Here is an 11,954-nt window from a genome sequence, read left to right on the forward strand (position 1 = left end):
GATGTTAAATAAAGGAAACATGAAGCGATCACATGGCGCGATTATTATTATGCTATGTATTCTGACAGGAGTGATTTTCTATATTGGCTCCCGTTTTTTTAGTGTTGCAGCGACTCACTCAGTTGATAATGTTAATTTGGAACAACGAGCTCAAAATCTTTATAAAACACAAGACCAAGAGACGGTAAAGCGTGGGCAAATTTATGATTCAATTGGAAATGTCCTTGCTGAGAATTCATCGGTCTATACGGCTATTATTGTCTTACAAAAAGACCAGCCTAATTATGTAAAAGCCAATCAAGTTAGTGCTGTATCCCAAGAAATTGCTAATGAGTTAGGTGGAGATGCTAATTACTACCAGAAAATAATCAAAAATGGAATTGCACATAATTATTTTCAAGTGCAATTTGGAAATAATGGTAGTAATATTTCTCAAGAAAAATACCGTGATATTAAAAAGAAAAAAATTCCAGGTCTGATTTTTGAAGCTCATCCGGCGCGTCTTTATCCCAATGGTCAATTTGCCTCTGATCTAATTGGCGCAACCAGTTCAACTGGAACCAATCAAATTAAAGGGATTTCGGGGATTGAAGCTTCTTGGAATCAAAAATTACAAGAACAAGCGGGTGTGAGCGCAAATAACATTAAGAATGGAAATTTGAGCCAACAGACAAAAAGTGTAGAGGCTAAGAATGGGTATGATATCTATACGACATTGAACACAAAGCTCCAATCCACTGTTGAAGATAAAATGAATGAATTGCAAAGTGATTTACAACCTAAACAAGCCTTTGCAGCGATTGTTGATACTAAAACCGGTGATATAGTGGCAGAAACACAGCGACCGACTTATAATGCAACTACTAAGGCGGGATTTGGCGGATTTTGGTCTAATATTTTAGTGCAAGAGCCCTTTGAACCAGGATCGGTTTTAAAGGGGATTACATTGGCGTCAGCAATTGATACTAATAATTGGAATGGTAATGATACTTATCATTCTGGACAAATTCAGATCGATGATAAAGTTGTGAAAGATTGGAATGATGGGGCTGGTTGGGGTCAAATATCATATTCTGATGGGATTGCCCTTTCTTCGAATGTGGCTATGGTTTTAACAGAACAAAAAATGGGACCAAAAACATGGGGAAAGTATCTTGATCGCTTTCAGTTTACAAAACCTACAAATATGGGATTTAATTCCGAATCAACTGGTTCAATGAATTTTAGATATCCGATTGAACAAGCCAATACCGCCTTTGGCCAAGGAATTAAAGTTACACCAGCACAAATGCTCCAAGCATATTCAGCTATTGCTGGCAATGGCGAGGAAATTAAGCCAAATATTATTTCAAAAATTGTGGATCCAAATACCCAAAAAGTCATTTATAGTGCTAAACGTGAAAAGGTATCAAAGCCAATCAAGAAGTCGACGGCTGCTGCAACGCGAAAAGAACTTGAAAATGTTATCTATAACGTAAAAGGTTTAGGGTCAATGTATGCAATTCCCAATGTAAGAACGACTGGTAAGTCTGGTACCGCCCAAATCTCGACTTCTAGTGGCTATACTCAGCCTGGAGATAATAGTAATGAAATTCATTCATGGATGGGGATGGCTCCATCAGATAATCCACGCTACATGATGTATATCGTGGTAAAAGAACCACAATCAAATACAAATAATATTGCGAAGGATATGTCGAATGTTTTTGTATCAACAATGCAACAAGCCTTGCAAATGGATAATTCCGATAAAAAAGCCGTAATTAGTGATCGACAACAAACTAAAATTCCAACAGTCAAGAATGAAACGGTTACCAAGGCGGAGACAGAAATTGAAGCAAATCATTTAAAGACGGAAACTGTTGGTGACGGACAATTAGTCAAGGATCAATATCCAGCTGGTGGTCAAAAAACAATTTTGAATCAGCGCATCTTTTTGCTGGCGGGAGGTAATATCAAAGTTCCCAACATGCAAGGATGGTCTAAAAAAGACGTAAAGAATTGGGGACGTTTAGTTGATATTAAAATCAATGCGAGTGGGGAAGGGTTATTAACGGAGCAATCAGTATTACCTGAGACACGGATTGCTGATGGAATTCATGAAATAACTGTTAAATTTAAAACCCCTTAGTTAAACAATGTTAAAATCAAGAAGAGATTATTTTGGAGGAGTATAAAAAATGATAGAAAAATGGTTACCTGAGGTCTTAATTGCCTTCTTAGTTTCTGTAGGGGGAACTTATTTATTAAAAAATTGGTTTAATAAAATTAAAATTCAACAATTAGTCATTCGTAATTCAGCAAAGGGACCAGATCACCAAGCTAAGGCTGGAACACCCACAATGGGCGGAGCTGGATTCATTGTAACGATTTTTCTACTATTTGCTTTGAAGCAAATAGTATTTGGTGTCATGAATCCAACGAGTTGGGCGATTGTTTTATCGATTTTACTATATGCATTGGTTGGCGGCTTTGATGATAGTGTCAAAATTTTCGAAAAGCGGGATGAGGGATTTAGATTTTTACCCAAGTTAATTGCTGAAATTGTAGCTGCACTAATAGCATTTTCGTTACTATTGTGGGGTAATTTTGATTTTATTTTGCACTTAGGATTTATGAACATTCAAAATGTAGTGTTTTTTGGATTGTTTACTGTTATCTGGTTAGTTGGTTGGTCAAATTCGGTTAATTTCTCAGATGGACTAGATGGACTTGCAACCGGATTATCAATCCTTGCTTACGGTGCATATCTAGTAGTTGCTTTGAAGCAAGGTAATTATGATGTAGTTGCGCTAAATGCGCTTGTGATCGGAGCTTTATTAGGTTTCTTTGTGTGGAATCAAAATCCCGCTAAAATTTTCATGGGCGATACAGGATCTTTAGCCTTGGGAGCAGGATTGGCTATGAACTCCTTAGTTTTAAATATTGAATGGTCATTATTACTTATTGGTTTAGTCTTTATGCTTGAAACATTGTCAGTTATGATTCAAGTTGGGGTATATCATTTTATTCAAAAGCGGGTATTTTTAATGGCGCCTATTCATCATGCTTTCGAGAAGGGTGGTTGGCGCATGGATCCTAAATATCCATGGAATGAATGGAAAGTTGATACATTATTTTGGATTGTGGCAGCTTTAATGGCAGCTCTATATCTTTTGATATGGTTGTAATCTATAAATAATATTTTATGTTAGTAAGAAAAAGGAGCAGGATTGATGACTAAGCAAGTATTAATAATTGGATTTGCACGTTCTGGTGCAGCGGCAGCAAAATTATTACGGCGTGAAGGCGCAGAGGTGCTTGTTTCAGATCCTAATTTGGATTTGAAAGATCAACGCGTTCAACAACTGCAAGCGCAAGGGGTTAAATTTACGACACAACAAAATTTGGAACTATTAGGTGAAATTGATTTAATTGTTAAAAATCCGGGAATTCCGCATAGTGTTCCGATTTTGAAGGCTGCTAACGAGCGTGGTATCAAAATTGAAGTCGAGGTAGCAGAGGCGCAAAAATATATTCAAGGTAATTGGATCGCTGTGACTGGTTCGAACGGTAAAACAACAACTACTGAAATGATTGCTGCTGTAATGCGAGCAATGCCGAAAGCTACAGGACACGTCTTGATTGCGGGTAATATTGGTATCCCAGTGAGTGAAGTTACACCTGATTCAAATAAAGAAGACGTTATTGTTACTGAATTGTCTAGTTTTCAATTAACTGATACACCGATGGTGAAGCCACATTTTGCTGTAATAACTAATATTTTTTCTTCGCACTTAGATTGGCATAAAAAACGGGCTAATTATGTCGCTGCTAAACAAAATATTACAAGAAACCAGACAAGTGATGACTTTTTAATTATTAATTGGGATAATCCGGAATGGCAAGCCATAGCAAAAACAACTAATGCACAGGTAATTCCATTTTCGCGGAATAATTTAAGCCAAGATGGAGCTTATTTAAAAGATGGTTGGTTGTATTTTAAAACTGAAAAAGTAATGCAAGCTGATCAAATTGGGGTTCCTGGGGAGCATAACATTGAGAATGCTCTTGCGGCAATTGCGATTGGGCGATTAAATCATATTCCGGTAGATGTCATTACAAAAACTCTTCAAACTTTTAGTGGAGTTAAACATCGACTTCAATTGATTGGTGAGTTTCAAGACCGCACAATATACAATGATTCAAAAGCTACAGATATTGAAGCTACTCAAAAAGCTTTGTCAGGCTTTAAACAACCTGTCGTCTTATTGGCGGGTGGACTGGATCGTGGTGATGATTTGAGCCGTTTAAGGTCGGACCTTAAGTCCCATGTCAAGGCAATGGTAACATTTGGACAAACTGGTCCACAATTGGCCAAAATTGCTCGTGAATTAGCAATCCCTGTTGTGGAAACAGTGAGCGTTAAAAGTTCTTTTGAGCCAGCATTTAATTTTAGTGAAGAAAATGATGTGATATTATTTTCTCCAGCGGCTGCTTCATGGGATCAATTTGATAATTTTGAAATTCGTGGTGATGTCTTTATTGCATCAATGCAAAAATTCATCCAACAAAAGGAGCAAATGTAATGAAAGTTGTATTTTCTGGTGGTGGAACAGGAGGACATATTTATCCAGCCTTAGCCACTATTGATGAATGGTCGAAACAAGATCCACAGGTGGATTTCTTATACATTGGCGGAGAGCGCGGGCTCGAAAAGGAGATCGTTTCAGGTGCTGGAATTAAATTTCAAGCCGTTAAAATTAAAGGATTTGTCCGTAGTATTTCATTTGAAAATTTAAAAACGATTTACCTGTTTTTAACGGCTGTTCGCAAAGCTAAAAAAATATTAAAAGCATTTCAACCTGATGTGGTTGTTGGAACAGGAGGATATGTTGCAGGACCAGTTTTGTATGCGGCGCAACTTTTAAAAATTCCGACGGTTATTCACGAACAAAATTCAGTGATCGGAGTTACGAATAAATTTTTGAAACGCCGAGTTAGTAAGGTCGGAATTGCATTTCCGACAGCAGAACATTTTTTTAAGACATCTAAAATTGTGGGTAATCCACGAGCACAACAAGTTGTTTCAGGAAGTCTAAAGTCGAATTTTGATTTATCTGATTTAAGTTTATTAAATGATCTACCAACTGTCTTAGTATTTGGTGGATCACAAGGTGCCCCTAAACTGAACAAGGCGATGGTTGAAGCTCTACCTACTTTTAATCAGCAAGAATATCAAATCATTTTTGCTACTGGTAAAAATCGTTTTCAGCAAGTTCAAGACCAAATTGAAGCGGCACAACTAAAGGTTAATTCGAATATTAAAATCATGCCATATATTGCGAATATGCAAGATCTGATGCCCCGGGTTGATTTGGTAATAGGTCGGTCGGGTGCAACAAGTTTGGCTGAACAAACAGCCTTAGGCAAGCCAATGATTCTAATTCCAAGTCCATATGTCACTAATGATCATCAGACTAAAAATGCGCAAAGTATGGTGGACGCAGGAGCAGCGTTAATGATTCGTGAAGTTGATTTAACAGGATCAGTTCTAGCTACCCAAGTTAATGCCTTAATGTTAGATCAAAAACGTCGTTTGCAAATGGCTCAACAAGCGAAGAAATTGGGCGTAACTGACTCAGCCGATCAATTTATCAATTTGATTAAGTCGGCGCTTTAAAATTACGTGAAAGGAGTACAGATGACTAAAAAAAATGAACGCGATGAATTAATGCACGGTGAGCAATCTGATAAGAGTATGCGAAAACAGATTAATCAATTCTTTGCTGAAAGTTTAGGCATGCCCATCAAAAGTGCTCCCAGAACGGACGCTATTTCGAAATCACAAAATCGATCTAAATTTAATTTTATGGAAAGAAATAGCATACATATGATATTGATATTATCAATCTTTGCAGTGATTATGCTACTACTGTTATCACCTCTCATGCGATTTGAAAAAATTGAAGTTATTGGCAATCAAGACTTGAGTAAAGCAGAGGTATTAGCAGCATCTGATATCAATAAAAATATACCAGTTTGGCAATTATTAAGTGAACAGAATTATTTTACTCAGCATGCAAAAAATAATCCGCAGTTAAAAAATATTAAAATTAATTATTTGAATATGAGAATTGCGCAAATTAAAGTTGAAGAAAATTCTAAAGTAGGTTTAATAAATAAAAACAATCATAATTATTATATTTTATCGGATGGAAGATTAATTGATAATCAATCTGAAGATAAAAATCCTCAGAATTTACCCACGTATGAAAAATTCCCGGATTACCAGAGTGTCAGAAAAGTTGCTACACAATTTGCGTCCATCTCAACAGCTTTACAACATAGTGTCTCAGAAATAATTTGGAGTCCAGATCAAGAAGATGATGAAAAACTTACTTTAATTATGGATGACGGAAATAAAGTCCTGATTAAATGGTCTGATATTAATAAAAAATTAAAATATTATCCTGGAATGGTCGCACAAACAGATAAAAATGGGACATTTAATTTTCAAGTTGGAACCTATTTTCAGCAATATTAAATGAAAGCGTAACATTAGTCTGTGAAATACTTGAATAATACGTATAATTATTAGTATTTATACGGTTATGTATGGTATTATTTTAAGTATGAAACTGAAAATAATAAAATTTTAAAAATAGATGGTAGAGGAGGATCGACAATGGCTAATCACGGCGTTATTGTTGGCCTTGATGTAGGAACTAGTACTGTTAAAGTGTTAGTTGCTGATGTTAGAGATCAACAGGTGAATGTGATTGCGGTCGGGAGATCAATTTCCCATGGCGTCAAGCGAGGGATGGTTGTAGATATTGATGCTGCAGCACAAGATATCCAAGCAGCCCTATCGCAAGTTAAAGAACAAACAAATCAAGATTTTACTGAAGTGATTGCTAGTATTCCAGCCAATGCAATTCAAATGCGGATGGTGCGTGGAACAGTTACTTCGCAAGATTCACAGCATATATCCTATCAAGATGTAATCGCTGCTACTAAATCTGCAATTAATATTCCGTTAGAACATGATCAAGCGGTGCTTGATCTTACGGGCCAAGATTTTACGGTTGATGATTTAACCGGTGTGTTAGATCCAAACGATATGGTTGGATCACATTTGACTTTAAATGCAACCGCGTACGTCGGTCCTCGATTGTTAATTTCAAATTTGCGATCTGCAATTGAAAGAGCAGGTCTTAATTTACGAGATTTAGTCTTAGCGCCTCTTGCAGCAAGTCAAACAATTGCAACGGATGCTGAACAAGAATTTGGAACGATCTTATTAGATTTGGGGGCTGGTCAAACTACGGCAACCATCGTTCAAAATCATCAAATTAAATTTATTTCAACTTATGGTGCTGGTGGTGCTAATATAACAAAGGATATTGGCACCGTGCTAAGTATTAGTAATCAAGATGCTGAACAGCTGAAATTAGATGCTGGAGTTGCTGCACCACAATTTGCAAATGAAGCGCATTTGTTAACTGTGAACCCAGTTGGCAAAAAACCAATTCGGATTTCAGAATTAGAACTAAGTGAAATTATTGGAGCACGCATGCAACAAATTGTCACGAAGTTGGGTGAGCGTTTAGACACCGTTTCAGCTTTTCAGTTACCAGGTGGTATGATTGTATCGGGTGGAAGCGCTACTTTGCGACATACACAAGATATATTGCAAGCGGCTTATGGTATTAATGCAAAATTATTTATGCCGCATGAAATTGGTTTGCAAAATCCGGCATTTGTTGGTTCTTGGGCTTTGGTAAATTATGCTGCGCAACAGACTAAGGTGGCATTGATTGTAAAACAAGCAATGTTAGGTATTCCCATCACTGTTGAGCCTAAAACAATTGTTGCACCAAAGTCAGATCAATATATTGTCCGAAAGACAGTTGAACCAAATGAAGAGGATGACATGAGGCGGTTCCGTCAAACTGGTCCGGAATCTTCATCAGAAAAAGCTAGTAAACCTACGATCGTAGAACGCTTAAAACTTTGGTTTAGTGAGTTATTTAATTAAAGAATTAATTTATGAAAGAGGATTATCCGAATGGAAATGCAAATGGAAAATCAACCGGTTGGAGCAGCAATTAAGGTGATTGGTGTCGGTGGTGGTGGTGGAAACGCAATCGCTCAGATGGTCGCTAGCGGTGTTAGTGGCGTACAATTTATTGTAGCTAATACAGATGCACAAGCCCTTGCTAGTTCACCAGCAGAAGTTAAGATCCAAATTGGATCAAAAGCGACTAAAGGACTCGGAGCAGGAGCTCGACCTGAAGTTGGGGCTGATGCTGCATCAGAATCTGAAGCTGAAATTGCTGAAGCTTTAAATGGAGCTGATATGGTCTTTGTCACAGCTGGAATGGGCGGTGGAACCGGAACTGGTGCAGCACCTATTATCGCACGGATTGCTAAAGAAGCAGGGGCCTTAACGGTGGGAGTGGTTACTCGTCCGTTTAGTTTTGAAGGACCAAAACGTGGTACCGCAGCTGCTGAAGGCCTTGCAAACTTAAAGAAAAATGTTGATTCATTGATCGTGGTTTCAAACAATAATTTGTTACAAGTTTTGGATCGTAATACAACAATGGTAGATGCTTTTAAAATGGCAGATTCGGTCTTAGTAAACGGAGTGAGTGGAATATCACAATTAATTACTAATCCCGGGTTAATCAATGTCGACTTTGCGGATGTTAAGACAGTAATGGAAAATAAGGGAACTGCTGTTATGGGAATTGCATCGGCTAGTGGAGAAAGTGCTGCTACAGATGCAACCAAGGCTGCCATTAAATCACCATTACTTGAATCTAAAATTGATGGAGCTACTGATGTGTTGCTATCAGTTAAGGGAAGCTATAGCATGCCTTTGTTCGCAGCACAAGAAGCAGCTGATGCAATTAAAGAAGCTGCCGGCGATGATGTCAATGTCATCTTCGGAACAACTTTGGATGAATCACTAGGCGAAGAAATAGTAGTAACGGTGGTTGCAACTGGAATCGATCGAGAAGCTCAACCAAAGCCAGAATTAAAGTTGAATCAAACCAATTCAAATCAAACCAAGACCACTAATGATGGAAATGCAGCACTTAATAATAATGTTAAGACTAATGATCCGTTTGCTGGTTGGAATGCATACGATACAAATCAGAGTTTGAATTCAAATTCAGCTGATGCAACAACAATGAACGAATCAAATTCTGAGCTTCAATCATTTGATACTTTTTCATCAAACGACGCGGAAGATGAAGAAGAAGTGGAACGCCCACCGTTCTTTAATTGGAAAAACCGTGGTAACAACTAACGGAGAATAGGACATGAACTTCATGGAAACATTTAAAAAATTTTTTAATTCTGATGAAGAAGACTATGAGTATAGTTCTTCATCACAAGGCTACTATGATGAACCAGTGGCAACTGCAGATGAGAGTGCTGCAAACACGGCAGCAACTAATCCGGTAAACAATACTGATTCACGGCCTAAGTCAAAACAACAACAGCGACCTAATGTTTTAGCAATGGATGCTCAATTAGGTGATTTGGCTAAGATTGTTGTCTTTGAGCCACGAATTTATTCTGACGTTAAAGAAATTGTAAACGAAATTTTAAATGGAAATGCAGCGTTGATTAATTTTAGTTCGATTGATAATGCACAATCAATGAGAATTGTGGATTATTTAGCAGGGGCCGCACAGTCTGTGGAAGGTAGTGTTCAAAGAATTGGGGAGTCTATTTTTTTGGCAACACCACACAATTTTGAAATCTCAGGGACAATTTCACAAAATTTGGGAAATTCGTTTGAAAATTAATTAGAGGTATATATGAATTTAATCTTTGCTTTAGTACATTTTGGAATTGCTGGATTAGAATTATTGATTGTTATTACTGCTTTAATGTCATGGTTTCCAGGCGCTTTGCAAAGTAAGTTTGGACAATGGGCCACGCAAATGAGTGATTTAATTGTTGAACCAGTTCGTAAGGTAATGCCTAGGACGGGGATGTTAGACTTTTCACCATTGATTGCAATTTTAATTTTAGAAGCAGCCGAATTAGGACTAAGAATGCTTAGTCAAATGTTTTAATTATTAATTACTGAAATGAGATGAGAAAGTGGTTGATCAGATAAAACAACATTTTCGAGCTTATGAATCACCTTTCATTGACTTTGCTGAAGGGCTTTTAAGGCAAGTCCATGACGAATATCGTCCAATTCTAACCGACTTCTTAAATCCGCGCCAACGTTATATCGTGGAGACATTGATTAATGGAGATGATGAGGTTAAAGTGGTATTTTGGGGTGGTTATGATGATGCTGAAAATCAAAGAGGACTATTTATTCCTAGTTATTATGAATGGCAGATTAGTGATTTTGATTTAAGAGTTTTGCAGATTAACTATCCTGTAAAATTTGCTGAGCTACATCATAGTGATATTTTAGGAGCATTAGTTAATGCAGGATTACAAAGAAATCGAATTGGGGATATCATTGTTGATGAACAACAAAATTGGCAAGTGATTGTTACAGATCCAATTGCTCAGTACATTCAACAGTCACCAGACTTAACTAGAATTGGACGAGTTAAGGTGCATTATTTAAATGTAGAAAATGATAATGTATTAGAACCATTACAGGATTATTTGCTAGAAGAGACGTTAGTGACTTCGTTAAGATTGGATATTATTGTAGCAAATGGTTATAATATATCTAGGTCCAAAGCAAAAGAACTAATTGAACATGGTTTGGTTAAGATAAACTGGACCGTGATGGAACGACCTGATGAAGTCGTTGCAATTAATGATTTAATTTCTGTCCGTCGTTATGGACGTTTGAAGATAACGGCGTTAAATGGACAAACTAAAAAAGACAAATGGCGAATTAGCTTAAATATTATCAAAAAATAGGAAGAGGATAGAGATATGGCATTAACACCACAAGAAATTCACTCAAAAGATTTTACTAGTCGTGGGCGCGGATTTGATAAAGTTGAGGTCAATGACTTTTTGGATCAAGTTGTAATTGATTTTGAGAACTTGATTAATGAAAATCAAACTTTGAAGACTAAGGTGGCTGATGCAGAAGCCAATGCTCAACAGGTTGAGGAAATGAAACAATCAGTTAATTCTTCAATTTTGATTGCTCAAGAAGCTGCGGAACGTTTGAAGAAGCAGACTGAATCTGAAGTCGAAGCAACTCGTTCACAAGCAGAGTCACAAGCTCAAAAGACAGTACTTGATGCAACATCAAAGGCTAACGGTATTATTACAAAAGCCAATAATGATGCAGATCAAATTAAGAATGACTCACAAGCTGAGATTGATCGTTTAAAGGCTGAAAAGGATGCTTTGAATCAAGAAATGACAGCATTTAAGAGTAAATTAACTGGAATTTTGAAGAATCAAATTGATCTTGTTAATAATGATGCTGATTGGGCGGATATTTCTAATTCAACAGTTAGTTCTTCGGCTTCTGATGAGATGGTATCATCAGAAGCCGCTACGTCTGTTGCAGTGGCTTCATCATCAGCGGCTCCAAAAGCGTCTTCGATGGCGTCGTCATCAGCTGATTTAGATTTTGAAGCGGCTGTACAAGCTAAATTAGCTGAATTCTCTGGAGATAATAAAAAAAATGCTGCTAAAACTGACGAGGTCGATACAGTGGTTGTGTTACCAGAAAAAGATGAAAATAAAGGTCAATTCTTGAATAAAGATTAGTTTTAGATTATCATTACAATTAAAGTTTTTTAACCAAACGGTATTAAGAATACTTTCAAGCGATTTCGGGGTGGTGCAAGCCGGGAAAAGTTAAGCTTAATATTTATCACTAAAAAACCAAATTTATACGATTTTGAGGCCTTTTTGGTGAACTCGGGTGGTACCACGTTAATTAACTGACGTCCCGCATTGATTATTTAATTTTAATCAATGCGGATTTTTTATTTTATAACATGGAAAAGGAGTGG

The 11,954-nt window shown here is 37.0% G+C and carries 11 protein-coding genes; all 11 read left to right on the forward strand.

Translation table 11 applies throughout. The annotated features are described in order from the left end of the window. Position 1 precedes the first annotated feature (1 nt). Positions 2–2,131: a penicillin-binding transpeptidase domain-containing protein gene (locus G7084_RS03925; RefSeq protein WP_166010239.1), complete on the forward strand. Its 2,130-nt coding sequence runs from the start codon at positions 2–4 to the stop codon at positions 2,129–2,131. A gap of 49 nt (positions 2,132–2,180) precedes the next feature. Continuing rightward, complete coding sequence (gene mraY / locus G7084_RS03930) at positions 2,181–3,170, forward strand: phospho-N-acetylmuramoyl-pentapeptide-transferase (RefSeq protein ID WP_166010241.1); 990 nt, start codon at positions 2,181–2,183, stop codon at positions 3,168–3,170. Between the two features lie 45 nt (positions 3,171–3,215). Continuing rightward, positions 3,216–4,568: a UDP-N-acetylmuramoyl-L-alanine--D-glutamate ligase gene (murD, locus tag G7084_RS03935; protein WP_166010243.1), complete on the forward strand. Its 1,353-nt coding sequence runs from the start codon at positions 3,216–3,218 to the stop codon at positions 4,566–4,568. Continuing rightward, positions 4,568–5,662 carry an undecaprenyldiphospho-muramoylpentapeptide beta-N-acetylglucosaminyltransferase gene (murG, locus tag G7084_RS03940; RefSeq protein ID WP_166010245.1) on the forward strand — a complete coding sequence of 365 codons (1,095 nt, stop codon included), beginning with the start codon at positions 4,568–4,570 and terminating at the stop codon, positions 5,660–5,662. The genes murD and murG overlap by 1 nt, the downstream gene beginning before the upstream one ends. A 21-nt stretch (positions 5,663–5,683) precedes the next feature. Beyond that, the gene (locus G7084_RS03945) at positions 5,684–6,526 is read left to right on the forward strand and encodes a cell division protein FtsQ/DivIB (protein WP_166010247.1); all 843 of its coding nucleotides are present in this window, start codon (positions 5,684–5,686) and stop codon (positions 6,524–6,526) included. Between the two features lie 141 nt (positions 6,527–6,667). Beyond that, positions 6,668–8,020 carry a cell division protein FtsA gene (gene ftsA, locus G7084_RS03950; RefSeq protein ID WP_166010249.1) on the forward strand — a complete coding sequence of 451 codons (1,353 nt, stop codon included), beginning with the start codon at positions 6,668–6,670 and terminating at the stop codon, positions 8,018–8,020. Between the two features lie 30 nt (positions 8,021–8,050). Continuing rightward, complete coding sequence (gene ftsZ, locus G7084_RS03955; RefSeq protein WP_166010251.1) at positions 8,051–9,298, forward strand: cell division protein FtsZ; 1,248 nt, start codon at positions 8,051–8,053, stop codon at positions 9,296–9,298. Between the two features lie 22 nt (positions 9,299–9,320). Beyond that, positions 9,321–9,803: a cell division protein SepF gene (locus G7084_RS03960; protein WP_246163881.1), complete on the forward strand. Its 483-nt coding sequence runs from the start codon at positions 9,321–9,323 to the stop codon at positions 9,801–9,803. A gap of 12 nt (positions 9,804–9,815) precedes the next feature. Beyond that, a complete protein-coding gene (locus G7084_RS03965; protein ID WP_166010255.1) occupies positions 9,816–10,076 on the forward strand; it encodes a YggT family protein in 261 nt (86 codons plus the stop codon). 28 nt (positions 10,077–10,104) lie between these two features. Continuing rightward, entirely contained in the window at positions 10,105–10,896 is a 792-nt protein-coding gene (locus tag G7084_RS03970; protein ID WP_166010257.1) for a YlmH family RNA-binding protein, read from the forward strand. A gap of 15 nt (positions 10,897–10,911) precedes the next feature. After that, positions 10,912–11,706 carry a DivIVA domain-containing protein gene (locus tag G7084_RS03975; protein ID WP_166010259.1) on the forward strand — a complete coding sequence of 265 codons (795 nt, stop codon included), beginning with the start codon at positions 10,912–10,914 and terminating at the stop codon, positions 11,704–11,706. Positions 11,707–11,954 lie beyond the last annotated feature (248 nt).

This window comes from Weissella coleopterorum, from assembly GCF_011304355.1.
Lineage (GTDB): Bacteria > Bacillota > Bacilli > Lactobacillales > Lactobacillaceae > Weissella > Weissella coleopterorum.

Bases quoted from the DNA above. Each gene is read 5' to 3' on its own strand.
- G7084_RS03925 (WP_166010239.1), top strand. From the start codon at position 2: ATGTTAAATAAAGGAAACATGAAGCGATCACATGGCGCGATTATTATT.
- mraY (WP_166010241.1), top strand. From the start codon at position 2,181: ATGATAGAAAAATGGTTACCTGAGGTCTTAATTGCCTTCTTAGTTTCT.
- murD (WP_166010243.1), top strand. From the start codon at position 3,216: ATGACTAAGCAAGTATTAATAATTGGATTTGCACGTTCTGGTGCAGCG.
- murG (WP_166010245.1), top strand. From the start codon at position 4,568: ATGAAAGTTGTATTTTCTGGTGGTGGAACAGGAGGACATATTTATCCA.
- G7084_RS03945 (WP_166010247.1), top strand. From the start codon at position 5,684: ATGACTAAAAAAAATGAACGCGATGAATTAATGCACGGTGAGCAATCT.
- ftsA (WP_166010249.1), top strand. From the start codon at position 6,668: ATGGCTAATCACGGCGTTATTGTTGGCCTTGATGTAGGAACTAGTACT.
- ftsZ (WP_166010251.1), top strand. From the start codon at position 8,051: ATGGAAATGCAAATGGAAAATCAACCGGTTGGAGCAGCAATTAAGGTG.
- G7084_RS03960 (WP_246163881.1), top strand. From the start codon at position 9,321: ATGGAAACATTTAAAAAATTTTTTAATTCTGATGAAGAAGACTATGAG.
- G7084_RS03965 (WP_166010255.1), top strand. From the start codon at position 9,816: ATGAATTTAATCTTTGCTTTAGTACATTTTGGAATTGCTGGATTAGAA.
- G7084_RS03975 (WP_166010259.1), top strand. From the start codon at position 10,912: ATGGCATTAACACCACAAGAAATTCACTCAAAAGATTTTACTAGTCGT.